We start from the raw sequence: 16,540 nt of genomic DNA on the forward strand, positions 1-16,540 counted from the left end.
GCATGGGGCAGCCCGTCGTCTCCTGGATCGAGCACCATGCCGCGCGCACGCCCGACCGGGTGGCGCTGGTCGACCTGCACCGGCACGTCGAGCTGAGCTACGCCGACCTCGCCGCCCGGGTCCGCTCGCTGGCGTGGTCGCTGGCCGACCGGTACGGCATCGAGCCCGGCGATCGCGTCGCGGTGCTGTCCCGCAACGACGCCCGCGTCTTCGAGGTGGTCTACGCCTGCGCGCTGCTGGGGGCGATCGCCGTGCCGCTGAACTGGCGGCTGACGACGGCCGAGCTGACCGCCGTCAGCCGCGACGCCGAGCCGGCGGTGCTGTTCCACGAGAGCGCCGCCGAGGGAGTGGCGGCCGACGTCGCGGCCGGCGCGGGGACCCAGGTGCGACTGGGCTGGGCGAGCGAGGGCGGTGCGGCCGACGGCTACGAGGCGCTCGCCACCGCGACCGTGCCTCCGGACTGGGCACCGGCCGAGGTGGACGACGACGCGGTCTGGACGATCATCTACACCTCCGGCACGACCGGGCTGCCCAAGGGCGTGCAGGCGACGCACCGCGGCTGGCTGGCAAGTCTGCTCGGCATCCTCGTCGCCCACCGCGTGTCCGCGGAATCCCGCTGCCTGACCGTGCTGCCGCTGTTCCACGTCGCCGGCCTCAACCTGTTCGCCCATCCGGTTCTCTACGTCGGCGGCACGGTCGTCGTCGCGCGCGAGTTCGACGCCGCCCGCGCCCTCGCGCTGCTCACCGACGACACGTCGCCGGTGACCCACTTCTGCGGGGTCCCGGCGAACTACCAGTTCATGGAGCAGCTCCCCGGGTTCGCCGACGCGCCGCTGCGGCCGTTCGCCGCGATCGTCGGCGGCTCACCGGTCCCGCAGGCGCTGGTCGAGACCTGGGGACGGCGCGGGGTCGCGCTCACCACGGTCTACGGGATCACCGAGGCCGGCGCCTGCGTCACCGCCATGCCGCCGGGCCGGGAACTGGACCACAACGGCACCGTCGGGCTGCCGCTGCTCTATGCCCGCTGCCGGGTACGGACCCCCGACGACCGGCCGGCGGCTGCGGGGGAGACCGGGGAACTCCAGCTGTCCGGGCCGCTGGTGACCCCGGGGTACTGGCGCAACCCGGCCGCGACCACCGAGGCGTTCACCGCGGACGGGTGGCTGCACACCGGGGACGCCGCCACGATGACCGATGACGGCCACGTCGTGCTGGTCGACCGGTGGAAGGACATGTTCATCTCGGGCGGGGAGAACGTGTACCCGGCGGAGGTGGAGAACGCCCTGCACGCGCACCCGGCGGTCAACCAGGCGGCGGTCGTCGGGACGCCGCACCCGCGCTGGGGCGAGGCGGGCACCGCCTTCGTCGTCCCCGTCCGGGGGGAACTCCCCACGGAGGACGAGCTGCGCGCCTGGTGCCGGGAGCGCCTGGCCGCCTACAAGGTTCCCGTCCGGGTGCTGCTCGTCGAGGAGTTGCCGCGCAACGCGACCGGCAAGGTCCTCAAGGCACCGCTGCGGGAATCCGCCCAGGAGAAGCACTGACCCGACGAGAGGGAGATTCCCATGGCCGTCCCCAAGCCCAGTCCTGACGAGCTGTCCCGCATCGCCGAGCGGATCGGGTTCCGCAGCGCGCTCGACTCGATCGACGACTACGCCGCGCTGGTGTCGGCCATGCTGGACGCCTACGACGCGGTCGACACCGTCGAGGAACGCCCGGTCCTCGCGACGCGCGGCGCGGTCGAGACGCGGGTGCCGACGCCGGAGGAGGACCCGCACCACGCCTGGTACGTGCGCACCTCCGTCCGCGGCGCCGCCGAGGGGCCGCTGGCCGGTGTCCGGCTCGCGGTCAAGGACAGCGTCATGGTCGCCGGCGTGCCGATGATGAACGGCGCGGACCTGCTCGAGGGCTACACGCCGGACGTCGACGCGACCGTCGTGACCCGTGCCCTCGAGGCCGGCGCGGAGATCGTCGGCAAGACCGCGTGCGAGTTCTTCTGCCTCTCCGGCGGCAGCCACACCAACGCGCACGGGCCGACGCACAACCCGCACCGGCACGGTTGGTCGGCCGGCGGCTCGTCCAGCGGCAGCGCGGTGGCCGTGGCCACGGGGGAGGCCGACATGGCTCTCGGGGCCGACCAGGCCGGCTCGATCCGGATGCCGGCGTCGTTCACCGGCGTCGTCGGGCTCAAGCCGACGTACGGCCTGGTGCCCTACACCGGCATCGCCCCGATCGAGGCGTACTTCGACCACGTCGGGCCGATGACCCGGACGGTCGCCGACAACGCCCGGCTGCTGCAGGTCATCGCCGGATCCGACGGCATCGATCCGCGCCAGCGCGACATCCGGGTCGGCGACTACGCCTCAGGCCTCGATGCCGGGGTGCGTGGCCTGCGCATCGGACTGCTGCGGGAGGGGTTCGGTCAGCCGGGCGGGGAGCCGGACGTCGACGCGAGCGTCCGCCAGGCGGCCACGGTCCTGGAGAAGCTGGGCGCGGTCGTCGAGGAGGTGTCCGTCCCCCTGCACCTGCTCGGGCCGGCGCTCTGGACGCCCATCGCCATCGAGGGGCTGACCGAGACGGTCCTGCGCAACCAGGGCTTCGGGATCAGCCGGGACGACTACTACCCGGTGGACATGATGGAGCACCTGCTCCGCCGGCGGGGCGACGTGGACGCCCTGCCCCCCAACGTCACCCTCTTCACGCTCCTCGGGACGTACGTGCAGGAGGTCCTCGGGCACACCTACTACGGCAAGGCCGTGAACCGGGTCCGCACCCTGCGCGCCGCCTACGACGCGGCGCTCCAGGACGTCGACGTCCTGCTGATGCCGACCACGCCGCAGAAGGCTCAGCCGCTGCCGGATCCCGGCGACGGCGTGGTCGAGTGGTGCCGGCGCGCCACCGAGATGTTCGCCAACACCTGCCCCTTCGACGTCTCGCACCACCCGGCTCTCAGCCTGCCGTGCGGGGAGTCCGACGGGCTACCCGTCGGGCTCATGCTCGTCGGGCGGCACTACGACGAAGCGACCCTCTACCGCGTGGGTTCTGCCTACGAGCGGGCCTGACGCCGGCGGGGGACGACCGGGACGCCGGGTCACGAGTAGTCGTGGAAACCCCTCCCGGTCTTCCGGCCGAGCTCGCCGGCCGCCACCATGTCGCGGAGCAACTGGGGCGGGGCGAAGCGCTCGCCGAGGGTCCGGTGCAGGTACTCGGCGATCGCGAGGCGGACGTCGAGGCCCACGAGGTCGGTCGACCGGAGCGGTCCCATCGGATGCCGGTAGCCGAGCTCCATCGCGGTGTCGATCGCCTCGGCGTCGGCGACGCCCTCCTCGAGCATCCGGATCGCCTCCAGCCCCAGCAGCACGCCGAGCCGGGAGGAGGCGAAACCGGGGGAGTCGTTGACGACGATGCCCGTCTTGCCCAGCTGGTCGACCCAGCCGCGGGCGGTCCCGACGACGTCCGGGTCGGTGCCGGGCGCCACCACCAGCTCGACCAGGCGGGACGCGGGCACGGGGTTGAAGAAGTGCATCCCGAGAAATCGCTGCGGCCGTTGCAGGACGGCGGCCAGCTCGGTGACCGACAGGGACGACGTGTTGGTGGCGAGCACCGACTGCGGGCCGATCACGCTCTCGACGTCCCTGAGGACGGACGCCTTGAGCCCGGGGTCCTCCGGCACCGCCTCGACGGCCAGGGTGGTGTCGGGGGCCAGGCCGGAGATCCCCGCGAGCACGGTCAGCCGGGCGAGCACGTCCGGCACGCTCCCGCTGAGCTTGCCCCGGGCCGCGGCCCCGTCGAGCCCCTGCGCGATCCGGTCGCGCGCGGCGTCCGGGTCGGCGGTCTCCACGACGGTGACCGCAGAGCCGGCGGTCAGGAAGCTCTGCGCGATGCCGGCCCCCATCTGGCCCCCGCCGATGACGGCGACGTGCGGCGGCTTCATGGCGTTCCCTCGGGGACGGCGCGGACGGCCGGCAGCACCGCCGACGTGAACAGGTCGACGATCTCGCGCCGCCGTGCCCCTGTCCCGACGGGGGAGAAGACCAGCGTCTGCGCGCCGGCGTCGGCGTACTCGCGGGCCCGGGCCGCCACGCGATCGGGATCCCCGTGCAGGAGGTACCGGTCGGCGAGCCGGGTGAAGTCCTGCTGGTAGACGGCACCCACGCCGTCGACGACCTCCTGGCGGGATCGGCCCGGGTCCTCGTCCACGCCGCCCCAGCAGAAGACCGCCCCGCGGACCGTCGCCGGGTCCCTGCCCGCTGCCGCGGCGGCGTCCCGCACCTCGGCCAGGCTGGAGGCCAGCTGTTCGGGTGTGTACATGTAGGGCATCCACACGTCGCCGTAGCGTCCGGCGCGCCGGACGGCGGCCCGGCTGCGGCCGCCCAGCCAGATCGGCGGCCCGCCGCCCTGCACCGGGCCGGGCTGCAGCGCGAGGCCGGGCACGCGGGTGAATCGGCCGTCGAACTCCACCGCCCCTCCCTGCCAGAGCGCCCGCATCAGTTGCAGGGCCTCGTCGGTGCGGGCTCCACGGTCACTCACCTCGACCCCGGCCGCGACGAACTCCGGCGGGTACTCACCGCCCACCCCGACGCCCAGGTCGAAGCGCCCGTTCGACACCTGGTCGAGCGTGGTGGCGAGCTTCGCGGCCAGCGCCGCGGGGTAGAGCGGCAGCACGGTCAGAGAGCTGAGCAGCCGGATCCGGCTGGTCGCCCCCGCGGCCGCGGCGAGCGCTACGAAACCGTTCGGGTGGGGGCCGTGGAAGAACAGGTGCTCGCCGACGGCGAGCCCGTCGTAGCCGGCCTCCTCGGCGGCGCGAGCCTCGGCGGCCACCGCACCCTGGTCGAAGCTCAGGGTCAGAACTGTCCGCACGTCGCCCGCCTCCCGGTCAGCCCACGCCCTCGCCCGCAGACGCCGTAGTCGATGGGGCACTGCTCGAGACCGGACGTGTCGATGCGCTCGACATCCAGGACGTGGGGCACAGGCATCTCCTGGGTCGGACGTCGAGCGAACGGCGGCTGCACCGAAATCTACGGCGACCGGCGGCAGGGTGCCCCGCTGGGCGGCGCGGACAGCTGGACACCGGACCGGCCGCCGGCCGGAGCCGGTCTCAGTCCTTGATCAGGCAGGTCAGCCGGCCCGTAGCCGTCGGCCGGCCTTCGTCGTCGGTGATCTCGATGAGGAAGGTCGTGAGGGTGCGACCGCGACGCACCGGTGTGCAGACGGCGGTGACGGTGCCCGACGTCGCCGCCCGCAGGTAGCTCGCGTTCAGCTCGATGCCGACAACCTGCCTGTCCGGGCCCGCGTGCAGCGCGGCCGCCCACGAGCCGGCGGTCTCCATGAGGGCGCACGTCGCACCGCCGTGCAGGAGGCCGTAGGGCTGCTCGTTCCCGGCGACGGGCATCGTCGCGACCATCCGGTCGGGGTCGTAGTCGGTGATCCGGATGCCGAGCTTGTCGTCGAGCGGGCTGATGGTGTCGGTCGGCGCCCAGGCCGGGGGAGCGGTCGTCACGGAAGGCACGGTAACCAGTCGGTGCCCGCACATAGGATCGGACCCGATGTCTGCCCCGGTCTCCACCTCCGCGCCCACCGCCACCCTCTCGTCAGGGGAGCGTCCGCGGCTGCTCCTGCTCGACGGCCACTCGCTCGCCTACCGCGCGTTCTTCGCCCTGCCGGTCGAGAACTTCTCGACGACCACGGGACAACCGACCAACGCCGTCTACGGCTTCACCTCGATGCTGATCAACATCCTGCGCGACGAGAAGCCGACGCACCTCGCGGTCGCCTTCGACGTGGGCCGCAAGACGTTCCGCAGCGAGATCTTCGCCGACTACAAGGCGAACCGTTCGGAGAGCCCGACCGACTTCCGCGGGCAGGTCAGCCTCGTCCAGGAGGTACTGGCGGCGCTGCACGTGCCGGTCATCACGGCGGACAACTACGAGGCCGACGACGTCATCGCGACGTTGACGGTGCAGGCGGTCGAGCAGGGCATGGACGTGCTGATCGCGACCGGTGACCGCGACGCGCTGCAGCTGGTCAACGACCACGTCACGGTGCTCTACCCGCGCAAGGGCGTCTCGGACATGACCCGGTTCACGCCGGAGGAGGTCGAGACCAAGTACGGCCTCTCGCCGGCCCAGTACCCCGACTTCGCCGCGCTCCGGGGGGACCCGAGCGACAACCTGCCGAGCATCCCGAGCGTGGGGGAGAAGACGGCGGCCAAGTGGGTCCGGGAGTACGGCTCGCTCGACGCGCTGGTCGACCAGGTCGACACCGTCAAGGGCAAGGTGGGCGAGAAGCTGCGCGAGCACCTGTCCTCGGTGCTGCAGAACCGGCGGCTCACCGAACTCGACCGCGCCGTCCCGCTGGAGCTCGGCCCGGCCGACCTCGCCGTCCAGCCGTGGGACCGCAACGAGGTGCACACCCTCTTCGACAACCTGCAGTTCCGCGTGCTCCGCGACCGGCTGTTCGCGACGCTCACCAGCGCCGAGCCCGAGGTGGAGGGCGGCTTCGACGTCGCCGAGGACGACGTCCCGGCCGGTCAGCTGGGTGCGTGGCTGCAGGCCAACGCCCGCACCGGCCGCACCGGGCTCATCTTCCGCGGCACCTGGGGTCGCGGCGGTGGCGAGCTGACCGGTATCGCGCTCGCCGCGGCCAACGACCACGCCACCTTCGTCGACGTCGGGCCCGACCTCGACGCGTCCGACGAGCAGGCGCTCGCCGCCTGGCTGGCCGACCCGGCGACGCAGAAGGTCGTCCACGAGGTCAAGGGGCCCTATCTCGCGATCTGGGCCCGCGGCTGGGAGCTGAACGGGGTCGTCAGCGACACCGCACTCGCCGCCTACCTGGCGCTGCCCGGCCAGCGGTCGTTCGACCTCGGCGACCTCGCCGTCCGGTACCTCAAGCGCGAACTGAAGGACGCGGCCGAGCCCGAGGGCCAGCTCACCCTCGACGGTTTGGGGCCCAGCGAGGCCGATCTCGCCGCCGAGGCCGACCACGCCGACGTCCTCAAGGCCGTCGCCGTCAACGACCTGTCCGACGCCCTGGAGACGGTCCTCGGCTCGCGGGGCGGCGACGCCCTGCTGGGCGGGATCGAGCTGCCGCTGACCCGGGTGCTGGCCGCGATGGAGTACCGGGGCATCGCCGCCGACGTCGACTACCTGCAGCAACTGCAGCGCGAGTTCTCCGACGCGGTCTCCGCCGCGGCCGCCGAGTGCTACGCCGTGATCGGCCGCGAGGTGAACCTCGGCTCGCCCAAGCAGCTGCAGGCGGTGATCTTCGACGAGCTCGGCCTGCCCAAGACGAAGAAGAACAAGACCGGGTACACCACGGACGCCGATGCCCTGACCTGGCTGCTCGAGCAGACCGGGCACCCGTTCATGGAGCACCTGCTCCGCCACCGCGACGTCACCAGGCTGCGCACCGTCATCGACGGGCTGCTGCCGATGGTCGACGACGCGGGGCGCATCCACACCACCTTCCAGCAGACGATCGCGGCCACCGGCCGGCTGTCCTCGACCGACCCGAACCTGCAGAACATCCCGATCCGCACCGCCGAGGGGCGGCGCATCCGGCAGGCGTTCGTCGTCGGCAAGGGCTACGAGTCGCTGATGACGGCGGACTACAGCCAGATCGAGATGCGGATCATGGCTCACCTCTCCGGCGACGAGGGGCTGATCGAGGCGTTCACGTCGGGGGAGGACCTGCACTCCTTCGTCGCGTCGCGGGCGTTCGACATCCCCATCGAGCAGGTCGACCCCGAGATGCGACGCCGGATCAAGGCGATGAGCTACGGCCTGGCCTACGGGCTGAGCGCGTACGGCCTGTCGCAGCAGCTGAAGATCACGCCGGAGGAGGCGCGCGGGCAGATGCACGCGTACTTCGAGCGCTTCGGCGGCATCCGCGACTACCTGGACAGCGTGGTCGAGGAGGCGCGGCTGACCGGCTACACCGAGACCACGCTCGGGCGGCGCCGGTACCTGCCCGACCTGACCAGCGACAACCGGCAGCGGCGGGAGATGGCCGAGCGGATGGCGCTCAACGCCCCGATCCAGGGCTCGGCGGCCGACGTCATCAAGGTCGCGATGCTCGACGTCGAGAAGGCGATCGCGGCCGAGGGGCTGTCCTCGCGGATGCTGCTGCAGGTCCACGACGAGCTCGTGCTCGAGGTCGCGCCGGGGGAGAAGGAGAAGCTCGAGGCGCTCGTCCGCCGCGAGATGGCGGGCGCGGCCGATCTCTCGGTGGCGCTGGAGGTGTCGGTCGGCTTCGGCGAGAGCTGGGACGCCGCCGCCCACTAGGACATTGCGGTCCTCCGGACCGCACCGCGCCCAGGAGCCTCCCCCTTGGCGCGGAGCCAGCCCTTCGCCCCTGCGCGGGACCCTCCGGGCCCCACTCGGCGCGACCGGGGGTCCGGCGTCAGGCGCCCTCGCGCATCGGCACGATCTCGACGCCGCTGCTGGAGACCCGTAGTGGCTTCGTCGTCGAGCCCGCGGGCGGGCGTGGAGTCCGCGTGCAGCAGGGCGCGGAATTCCGGCTCATCGCAGTTGTGGGGCCGCTGCGGATCCGCGAGCCCGTGCGCATCGTCGCCGTCGTCAATCGGCCGGATCGGTGTGGCTTCGCCTACGGGACCCTCGAGGGGCACCCGGTTTGCGGGGAGGAGGCGTTCGTCGGCCATCGGACGCCCGACGGCCAGGTGTACCTGACGCTGCGATCCCTCACCGGGCCCACGCCACGGGGGGCGTGGCGGATGGTGTTCCCGGCGCTGCTCGTCGCCCAACGGATCTCCCGCAGGCGGTACCTCCGCGCCCTCGTCGAACCATGATCAGACACCGGTCCGGCGGGGTCTCGCGGACCGGCAGACCCCGCTCGACCGGTGTCTGATCTCGGGACAGAGCTACGCGCCTTCGCGCACCGGGACGATCTCGTCGGCAACCAGGCCGTGGGCCTCGCGGTGGACGGCCGCCGCGGCGTCGGCGTCGGGCGCCTCGACCAGGCAGAAGACCCTTCCCGAGTTCTCGTCGAACCAGTAGTGCTTGTGGTCCACGCCGTACTTCTGCTGGACCTCCAGGTCCCTCTGGTGCGTGCCGTGGACGGCGTCGGCGGTCAGGCCGTCGACCTTGTTGTGGACGTCCATGAACAGGGCCATCTCGATGGTCTCCTCTGCCGCGCTGGGCGCCGGCCCCCGTCGGCCCCGCGGGGCGCCGACGGCGCGAAGTCCGGCAGCGCTCGCCCACCAGGGGAAGGGACGGCTGTTCAGCCGGCGACGCCGAGCGGGAAGTCTGCGACCGGTCGCCAGGAGTCCGGTTCCGGCCGGCCGGCCAGGAGTACCGCCCGAGCCACTCGCCCGTGGATCGGCAGCAGCGCTCGCACGGCACGCTCAGCGGCCGCCAGTTCGTCCGCGCTGCCGAGGCGGAGCTCGCCGACCGTGAGGTGCGGAGTCGGCTCGTCGTAGAGCCCGCCGTACGGCCGGTGCGCCGGGAACGCCGCGACGACCGCCCTCGTCAGCTCGCGGAACGGCGCGTCCGGCTCGGGTGCGAGCCAGAGGACGTCGTCGCCGAACCAGTCCGTGCGCCGGAACGCGCAGTCGAACGCGGGCACGGTGCCGGCCGCCGCGGCCAGCCGGGACAGCACGGCGTCCTCGACGTCGGCCGGCGGCACGAACGGGTAGACGACCGAGAGATGGGCCGGAACGCCCCACGACGCCATGAGACCGCGACCCTCCGGGTCGCACCGCGGCCAACGGCCGTCCCCCTGCTGCACTGAGCGCGCCCATCCCGCCTGCGCGGGACCCTCCGGGCCCCACTCGGCATGATCAAGCCTTGCGGGTGACCAGGATGAGAGTGCCCGGGATGAGAGCGCCGCGTCCCGGCGACCACTGGCCCCATTCCTGGGTCCGGCCTGGCGTCCACTCCGGCTCGACCAGGTCCTCGAGCACGAGGCCTGCGCCGACGACGGCCCGCACCCAGTCGCCGACCGTGCGGTGGTGCTCGACGTAGACGGTGTTCCCGTCGCCATCGGTCTCCACGTAGGGCCGCCGGTCGAAGTAGGACGACGTGACCTGCAGGTCCTCGGGATCCGGGGAATCGGGAAAGGGCCAGCGCATGGGGTGGTTCACCGACGCGACGAACCTCCCACCGGGCCGCAGCACCCGCGCGACCTCCCCGAGGGCGCCCCCGACGTCGGCGACGAACGGCAATCCGCCGAAGGCCGAGCAGGCGAGGTCGACGCTGGCTTCGGTCAGCGGCAGCGCCCCGGCGTCGGCCTGCAGCAGCGGCACGGCGATGCCGGTCGACCGGTTCAGCTCGGCCGCCCGGGCCAGCATCCCGGCCGAGAGGTCCAGGCCGACGACGTCGGCACCCTCGCGGCGGAGCCAGCGGGCGCAGGGTGCCGAGCCGCAGCCGATCTCCAGGACCCGCCGACCTGCGACGTCCCCGAGCAGGTGGGCGTCGGCCTCCCGCAGCCCCTCCGGGCACCAGAGGAAATCGGTGTCACCCAGGTCGGACCCGTGCTCGGCCAGGTAGGCCGGGGCGGCGGCGTCCCACCACCGCCGGTTCGCCCGGACGGACTCCTCGGTGCCCGCCGGCCGCCGGTCGACGCCGCCGGCGGCCGGATAGCCGTCGCTGCCGAGGGGGAGAGGAGAGGGTGGGTTCATGGCGCGCCGATCGTGACACGCCGGGGGCGGGGTCCCGGGAGCAGACCCTGGTGGACCGGGTGCTCTCGACGTCCGTACCATGGGAATGCGCCAGAGGTCTGTCGTGCTGTCCCCTCCACGGGGTGTCGGCGCGCGCCGGCTCTCCTCGCTGTTCCATCCCCGCGGTCGACGACCGCGGGTGCCCTGTCCCTACGCATCCACCGTCCGGAGCTACCAACCACATGACCTCCACCCAGGTCCGTCCTTCCAGCACCCCCCAGGTCGCCATCAACGACATCGGTTCCGCCGAGGACTTCCTCGCGGCGATCGACCAGACGATCAAGTACTTCAACGATGGCGACATCGTCGAGGGCGTCATCGTCAAGGTCGACCGGGACGAGGTGCTGCTGGACATCGGCTACAAGACCGAGGGCGTCATCCCCTCGCGCGAACTCTCCATCAAGCACGACGTCGACCCCAACGAGGTCGTCAAGGTCGGCGACGAGGTGGAAGCCCTGGTTCTCCAGAAGGAGGACAAGGAAGGGCGGCTGATCCTCTCCAAGAAGCGCGCACAGTACGAGCGCGCCTGGGGCACGATCGAGGCCAAGAAGGAAGCCGACGAGGTCGTCACCGGCACCGTCATCGAGGTCGTCAAGGGCGGCCTCATCCTCGACATCGGCCTGCGCGGGTTCCTCCCCGCCTCGCTGGTCGAGATGCGCCGCGTCCGCGACCTGCAGCCGTACGTGGGCCGCGAGCTCGAGGCGAAGATCATCGAGCTCGACAAGAACCGCAACAACGTCGTCCTGTCGCGCCGCCAGTGGCTGGAGCAGACCCAGTCCGAGGTGCGCAGCGAGTTCCTCAACAAGCTCGCCAAGGGCCAGGTCCGCACGGGTGTCGTCTCCTCGATCGTCAACTTCGGTGCCTTCGTGGACCTCGGCGGCGTCGACGGCCTGGTGCACGTCTCCGAGCTGTCGTGGAAGCACATCGACCACCCGTCCGAGGTCGTCGAGGTGGGCCAGGAGGTCACCGTCGAGGTCCTCGACGTCGACCTGGACCGCGAGCGGGTCTCCCTGTCGCTGAAGGCGACTCAGGAGGACCCGTGGCGTCAGTTCGCCCGCACCCACCAGATCGGCCAGGTCGTGCCGGGCAAGGTCACCAAGCTCGTCCCGTTCGGTGCGTTCGTGCGCGTCGACGAGGGCATCGAGGGCCTGGTCCACATCTCCGAGCTGGCCGAGCGCCACGTGGAGATCCCCGAGCAGGTCGTGCAGGTCGGCGACGAGATCCTGGTCAAGGTCATCGACATCGACCTGGACCGCCGCCGCATCTCGCTGTCGCTCAAGCAGGCCAACGAGGGCGTCGTCGGCGACGAGGAGCAGTTCGACCCGGCCGCCTACGGCATGGCGGCGTCCTACGACGCCGAGGGCAACTACCTCTACCCCGAGGGCTTCGACTCCGACACCGGTGAATGGCGCGAGGGCTACGAGGCCCAGCGCGAGGAGTGGGAGAAGGCCTACGCCGACGCGCAGGCCCGCTTCGAGGCGCACCGCAAGCAGATCGCGGCCGCCAAGGAGGCCGACGCCGAGGCCGCCGCGGGTGGCAGCTACTCGAGCGAGGACGCGGCCGGCGGCAGCGCCGACGCCCCGAGCACCGGTGGCACGCTGGCCAGCGACGAGGCCCTTGCCGCGCTGCGGGCCAAGCTCGCCGGCGGGGAGTGATCCTCAGCTAGACCGCTGAACGCCAGAGGCCCAGAACCGATGCGGTTCTGGGCCTCTGGCGTTCAGTCGTCCGAGCAGGCACACGAAGAGGCCCACGGACGACGTCCGCGGGCCTCTTCGGCGGTTGCTACAGGCTGAGGATGATCGCGAAAGCGGTACGCGGACGGCCGCCGGAGCCCGCGAGGAAGCTCCACGTGTGGCGGCCCGCGACCGGCGCCTGGAACAGCCAGCGGGTGAACGAGCTGCGGGCGGGCGCGGGGCGCTGGAACTGCATCCGCTCGCGCACGGCGGGGATGTCGCTGCAGCGGACGCCGGTGGCAGTGCCGAGGCGGTGTCGGCCGGCGCCGCGCCGGGCGGCCCGGGTCGTCGGAGGTCCGGCGTGCGTGGATCGGGACATGATCGGGTTCTGCCTCTCTCGGCGGGGGAAGATCGCCACGGCAGACGTTATGGACTGTTACTGGTGTGACTGGAGCGACGCGCCGGACGGGATGGACGGGTGTTATCGGCCCGTGACCTTCCCCGGGCCCTCCGGCCCGCAGGTGCCGCTCGCTACTGTCCGGTCGTGCTGCGCATCGGGCTGACCGGCGGAATCGGGTCGGGGAAGAGCACCGTCTCCCGGCTCCTGGCCGAACACGGGGCGGTCATCGTCGACGCCGACCTCATCGCCCGCGAGGTGGTCGAGCCGGGGACGCCCGGCCTGGCCGCGATCGTCGACGCCTTCGGACCGGAGGTGTTGGCCGCTGACGGCTCGCTGGACCGCCCCGCGCTGGCCGCGGAGGTCTTCGCCGACCCGGAGTCGCGGCGACGGCTCGACTCGATCGTCCATCCGCTGGTCCGGGCCCGGGCCACCGAGATCGCGGCCGCCGCGCCGGCGGACTCGGTCGTCGTCCACGACGTCCCGCTGCTCGTGGAGACCGGCCAGGCGGGCTCCTACGACCTCGTGCTCGTCGTCCAGGCCGATCCCGAGATCCGGGTGGCCCGGCTCGTGCAGCGCGGGCTCACCGCCGAGGACGCCCGTGCGCGGATGGCGGCGCAGGCGACCGACGAGCAGCGCCGAGCCGTCGCCGACGTCGTCCTGGACAACGGCGGCACGCCGGAGCAGCTCGCCGGGCAGGTCGACCGCTTCTGGGCCGAGCGGGTCGTGCCGGCGCTGCCGTGATGCCGGAGGTCGAGCTCGTCCCGGTCGACGAGGACGTGCTGGCGGGGCTGGTCGAGGCGGCGACGGCCGACGCCGCACCGGACGAGGTGACCCCGCCGATCGCCGGTGACGGCTGGAGCCGCCCGCGGATCGAGTGGCTGCGCCGGTTCCACCGCGACCGCCGCATGGGGCTCGACGGACCGCTCGGTGAGGCCACGTGGGGCATCTGCGTGGACGGCGCGGTGGTGGGTGCCGTCCGGCTGAAGCGCACCGCCGAGCCCGGGAGCCTCGAGACGGGCATCTGGCTCACCCGCACGGCCCGCGGACGCGGCACCGGGCACGGGGCGATGGTCGCGGTTCTCGCACGGGCGCGGGAGCTGGGGGCGCGAGAGGTGCACGCCGACACCGGCCCCGGCAACATCGCGGCACTCGCTCTGCTCGAGCGGCTCGGGTTCCACGCCTCGTCGGCAGAAGCCCGCGTCGCCGCCGTCCGGACGCTCGAGCAGCCGACCCCGGAGATGAGCAGAGCCCCAGGTCGGTGACCTGGGGCTCTGCTGCTGGTGGGCGATACTGGGATCGAACCAGTGACCTCTTCCGTGTCAGGGAAGCGCGCTACCGCTGCGCCAATCGCCCGTTCCGGCCTCGCGACCGGACCCTCCTCCGCGCTCGTGCTCCGGGAGGAGACGAGGTGGAGACGGGATTTGAACCCGTGTAGACGGCTTTGCAGGCCGTTGCCTCGCCTCTCGGCCACTCCACCGCACGCGGGCGCCGATCTCTCGACCAGCGCCCGAGGTTCCGAGCGGACGACGGGATTCGAACCCGCGACCCTCACCTTGGCAAGGTGATGCTCTACCAGCTGAGCCACGTCCGCGTTGCGTGGAGAACTCTAACCGACGCCCTGGAGCCCTCCAACCAGGGGGGTCCGCCGCCCGCCCCCGAGAGGCGGGCGGTGGACCATCTCTGCTGGTCAGCGGCCCGTCGGGTCCGCCCCACCGTTGGACAGCAGCACGTGGAGCTCGTCGTCGAGGTCGAGCAGGGCGCCCTCGGTGCCGGACGGGACCAGGGTCTCGGTCTGCCGGAGGAACGCGGCGACCGTCGCGCGGGACAGTTCGAACAGCGCCTCGCCCGAGGGTGCGCGCAGGTGCAGGAAGAGGACGTCGGTTGCGGCGTGCGCCGGCCACAGCCGGACGTCGCCCTCGCCGGCGGGCCCGTCCAGGCCGGCCTGGAGGAGCTCGCGGCTCAGCAGCCAGGCGATGCCGCCGTCCTCGAGGTCGACGACGCCGTTCTCGTCACCGACGTCGCCGAAGGCGATCCGGACGGCGAACGGGTCTGCGGCGTCGTAGCACAGCAGGGCCGGCACCTCGGTCCACGACTGTGGCCCGACGAGCTGGAGGGTGATGGGGGAGGAGTACCCGGGGGTCCATCGGCTCGGCATGTCAGGTCAACGACCGTCCGGTCTCGGAGTGACGTCGCATTGCACTTCCTTCACATCTGTTTCACCCGTCACACGAACGGGTCCCCGTCGGAGCAGTCATGCCCGATTCCGGCCCGGATGAACCGCGAAAGGGGTCCGTCGCGAACTCTCCGTGTGACGATGGGAGCCGTGAGCACCTCGCCCCGGCGTCCCGAGGACGCCGAGGGGGACGCTGACCTGCTGCGTCGCATCCGGGCCGGCGACCAGACGGCGATCGACGGGCTCTACGAGCGCTTCCGCCGGCCGGCCTTCGCGCTGGCGCGCCGCATCCTGGCCGACGACGTCCTCGCGGAGGACGTGTTGCAGGAGGTCTTCCTCAGCGTCTGGCGCGATCCGTCCGCCTACGAGCGCGGACGGGGCAGCGTCGCCTCGTGGCTGCTCGCGATGGTGCATCACAAGGCCGTCGACGCGGTTCGCCGGGAGGAGAGCCAGCGGCGCAGGCGCGCGCTGGCGGAGGAGGAACGGATCCTGGACGAGCCGGTCGCCCTGCGCGACGTGGACGAGGACGTGTGGAGCCGGGTCGTCGCCGAACAGGTGCGGACGGCGCTCGGCGGTCTCTCCGCACCCCAGCGCGAGGCCCTGACCCTCGCCTACTACGGCGGCTACACCCAGCGGGAGGTGGCGGCCCTGACCGGCACCCCGCTGGGGACGGTGAAGACCCGGATGCTCTCGGGCATGCGCCGACTGAAGCAGGAGCTCGGCGGCGCGGTCGTCGACATCACCGGGGGCGCACTCGGCGCCCCCATCGCCCCGGAGCGCGGACGATGACCGCCGACCAGACCCCGACCGAGCACGCGCCCTACGACGAGCTCGCGGTCGGCTGGGCCCTGCGGGCGCTCGAACCCGAGGACGAGTCGCTGTTCGCCACGCACCTGGCCGGCTGCGCGCGCTGCGCGGCGACCGTGGCCGAGGCCGAGGAGGTGATGGCCGCGATGGCCACCGATCTCCCTGCGCCCGAACCCTCGGCGGGACTGCTCCAGCGGATCCGCGACGCGGTGGAGGAGACCGAGCAGCTGCCGGACCCGAGCGCCGCCGCCCCGGGTCCGCCGCTGCGGGTCGTCCCCGGCCCACGGACGGCGACCGCTCCGCGCACGGGCTGGCGCCGGGTCGTCCCCGTCGGTCTGGTGGCGGCGGCCCTCGCGGCGATCATCGGGCTGGGCCTCTGGAACGTCGTCCTCAACTCCGACCGCGACAAGCTGCAGGCGACGGTCGCCGAGCAGAACGCCGTCATGAAGGGCCTGCTCAGCCCCGGCCGGGCGACGATCGCCCCGCTGAATGCCCCGGACGGGAAGCCCGTCGCCACGGTCGTCGCCCGCGGCGGAGAGGTGAACCTGATCATGCAGGGGCTCGCGGAGAACGACCCCCGGTCGAACACCTACGTGCTCTGGAGCATGGACGGCGGCAACGCCGAGTCGCTCGGCACGTTCGACGTGACAACCTCACGGATCGCGATGAAGACCGTAGGCTCCGGGTCGACCGGCTTCGCCCAGCACGAGATCTACGGCATCAGCCTCGAACCCGGTCGGAAGGCTCCGCCACTCCCGACGGAGGTCGTCGCGACCGGGCAGGTGACCAGCTGAGCGAACACGACACAGTCG

17 protein-coding genes and 3 tRNA genes are annotated in these 16,540 nt (G+C 72.5%); 9 read left to right on the forward strand and 11 right to left on the reverse strand.

Annotated elements, in window-relative coordinates:
• Positions 1–2 precede the first annotated feature (2 nt).
• Both AC2H4J_RS17480 and AC2H4J_RS17485 read left to right on the forward strand, forming a co-directional pair.
• Positions 3–1,541 (forward strand): AMP-binding protein, encoded by a 1,539-nt coding sequence (locus tag AC2H4J_RS17480; RefSeq protein ID WP_487466159.1) that lies wholly within the window; start codon positions 3–5, stop codon positions 1,539–1,541.
• A gap of 21 nt (positions 1,542–1,562) precedes the next feature.
• Positions 1,563–3,059 (forward strand): amidase, encoded by a 1,497-nt coding sequence (locus AC2H4J_RS17485; RefSeq protein ID WP_487466160.1) that lies wholly within the window; start codon positions 1,563–1,565, stop codon positions 3,057–3,059.
• Positions 3,060–3,088: 29 nt separating this feature from the next.
• Here AC2H4J_RS17485 and AC2H4J_RS17490 read toward each other — a convergent pair whose 3' ends face one another.
• The 3 genes from AC2H4J_RS17490 to AC2H4J_RS17500 all read right to left on the reverse strand — a co-directional run bounded on the left by AC2H4J_RS17490 (position 3,089) and on the right by AC2H4J_RS17500 (position 5,497).
• The gene (locus AC2H4J_RS17490) at positions 3,089–3,931 is read right to left on the reverse strand and encodes a 3-hydroxyacyl-CoA dehydrogenase family protein (protein WP_487466161.1); all 843 of its coding nucleotides are present in this window, start codon (positions 3,929–3,931) and stop codon (positions 3,089–3,091) included.
• On the reverse strand, positions 3,928–4,857 hold the full coding sequence (locus tag AC2H4J_RS17495) for an LLM class flavin-dependent oxidoreductase (RefSeq protein WP_487466162.1): 930 nt from the start codon (positions 4,855–4,857) through the stop codon (positions 3,928–3,930). Before AC2H4J_RS17495 ends, AC2H4J_RS17490 begins: the two co-directional genes overlap by 4 nt.
• A 238-nt stretch (positions 4,858–5,095) precedes the next feature.
• Positions 5,096–5,497, reverse strand: coding sequence for a PaaI family thioesterase (locus AC2H4J_RS17500; protein WP_487466163.1), 402 nt, complete (start codon positions 5,495–5,497; stop codon positions 5,096–5,098).
• A 46-nt stretch (positions 5,498–5,543) separates the two neighbouring features.
• On the opposite strand from AC2H4J_RS17500, the gene polA reads away from it, so the two are divergent.
• Positions 5,544–8,282 carry a DNA polymerase I gene (polA, locus tag AC2H4J_RS17505; RefSeq protein WP_487466164.1) on the forward strand — a complete coding sequence of 913 codons (2,739 nt, stop codon included), beginning with the start codon at positions 5,544–5,546 and terminating at the stop codon, positions 8,280–8,282.
• Between the two features lie 212 nt (positions 8,283–8,494).
• Positions 8,495–8,806, forward strand: coding sequence for a DUF1990 family protein (locus AC2H4J_RS17510; protein ID WP_487466165.1), 312 nt, complete (start codon positions 8,495–8,497; stop codon positions 8,804–8,806).
• Positions 8,807–8,878: 72 nt separating this feature from the next.
• Here AC2H4J_RS17510 and AC2H4J_RS17515 read toward each other — a convergent pair whose 3' ends face one another.
• From AC2H4J_RS17515 to AC2H4J_RS17525, 3 genes are all read right to left on the reverse strand, one after another.
• A complete protein-coding gene (locus AC2H4J_RS17515) occupies positions 8,879–9,130 on the reverse strand; it encodes a nickel-binding protein (protein ID WP_487466166.1) in 252 nt (83 codons plus the stop codon).
• 107 nt (positions 9,131–9,237) lie between these two features.
• A complete protein-coding gene (locus tag AC2H4J_RS17520) occupies positions 9,238–9,690 on the reverse strand; it encodes a 2'-5' RNA ligase family protein (protein ID WP_487466167.1) in 453 nt (150 codons plus the stop codon).
• Positions 9,691–9,796: 106 nt separating this feature from the next.
• Positions 9,797–10,636, reverse strand: a complete 840-nt coding sequence (locus tag AC2H4J_RS17525) for a class I SAM-dependent methyltransferase (RefSeq protein ID WP_487466168.1) — start codon at positions 10,634–10,636, stop codon at positions 9,797–9,799.
• Positions 10,637–10,857: 221 nt separating this feature from the next.
• On the opposite strand from AC2H4J_RS17525, the gene rpsA reads away from it, so the two are divergent.
• Positions 10,858–12,330, forward strand: a complete 1,473-nt coding sequence (gene rpsA, locus AC2H4J_RS17530; protein ID WP_487466169.1) for a 30S ribosomal protein S1 — start codon at positions 10,858–10,860, stop codon at positions 12,328–12,330.
• A gap of 127 nt (positions 12,331–12,457) precedes the next feature.
• Here the strand turns inward: rpsA and AC2H4J_RS17535 are convergent, their stop codons facing one another.
• On the reverse strand, positions 12,458–12,727 hold the full coding sequence (locus AC2H4J_RS17535) for a hypothetical protein (RefSeq protein WP_487466170.1): 270 nt from the start codon (positions 12,725–12,727) through the stop codon (positions 12,458–12,460).
• 165 nt (positions 12,728–12,892) lie between these two features.
• Between AC2H4J_RS17535 and coaE the strand changes: the two genes are divergently transcribed.
• Both coaE and AC2H4J_RS17545 read left to right on the forward strand, forming a co-directional pair.
• On the forward strand, positions 12,893–13,489 hold the full coding sequence (gene coaE, locus AC2H4J_RS17540; RefSeq protein ID WP_487466171.1) for a dephospho-CoA kinase: 597 nt from the start codon (positions 12,893–12,895) through the stop codon (positions 13,487–13,489).
• Positions 13,489–14,010 carry a GNAT family N-acetyltransferase gene (locus tag AC2H4J_RS17545; RefSeq protein ID WP_487466172.1) on the forward strand — a complete coding sequence of 174 codons (522 nt, stop codon included), beginning with the start codon at positions 13,489–13,491 and terminating at the stop codon, positions 14,008–14,010. The genes coaE and AC2H4J_RS17545 overlap by 1 nt, the downstream gene beginning before the upstream one ends.
• Before the next feature lie 16 nt (positions 14,011–14,026).
• Here the strand turns inward: AC2H4J_RS17545 and AC2H4J_RS17550 are convergent.
• The 4 genes from AC2H4J_RS17550 to AC2H4J_RS17565 form a co-directional block, all read right to left on the reverse strand.
• Positions 14,027–14,101 (reverse strand) — tRNA-Val (locus AC2H4J_RS17550).
• Positions 14,102–14,154: 53 nt separating this feature from the next.
• Positions 14,155–14,225: transfer RNA gene (locus AC2H4J_RS17555), tRNA-Cys, on the reverse strand.
• Positions 14,226–14,266: 41 nt separating this feature from the next.
• Positions 14,267–14,339, reverse strand: a tRNA-Gly gene (locus tag AC2H4J_RS17560).
• Between the two features lie 96 nt (positions 14,340–14,435).
• Entirely contained in the window at positions 14,436–14,903 is a 468-nt protein-coding gene (locus AC2H4J_RS17565; RefSeq protein WP_487466173.1) for an SsgA family sporulation/cell division regulator, read from the reverse strand.
• A 168-nt stretch (positions 14,904–15,071) separates the two neighbouring features.
• Between AC2H4J_RS17565 and AC2H4J_RS17570 the strand changes: the two genes are divergently transcribed.
• Together AC2H4J_RS17570 and AC2H4J_RS17575 are read left to right on the forward strand one after the other, a co-directional pair.
• On the forward strand, positions 15,072–15,710 hold the full coding sequence (locus tag AC2H4J_RS17570; RefSeq protein WP_487466174.1) for a sigma-70 family RNA polymerase sigma factor: 639 nt from the start codon (positions 15,072–15,074) through the stop codon (positions 15,708–15,710).
• Positions 15,707–16,522, forward strand: a complete 816-nt coding sequence (locus AC2H4J_RS17575; RefSeq protein WP_487466175.1) for an anti-sigma factor — start codon at positions 15,707–15,709, stop codon at positions 16,520–16,522. Before AC2H4J_RS17570 ends, AC2H4J_RS17575 begins: the two co-directional genes overlap by 4 nt.
• Positions 16,523–16,540 lie beyond the last annotated feature (18 nt).

Source organism: Blastococcus sp. OS1-29, from assembly GCF_057628075.1.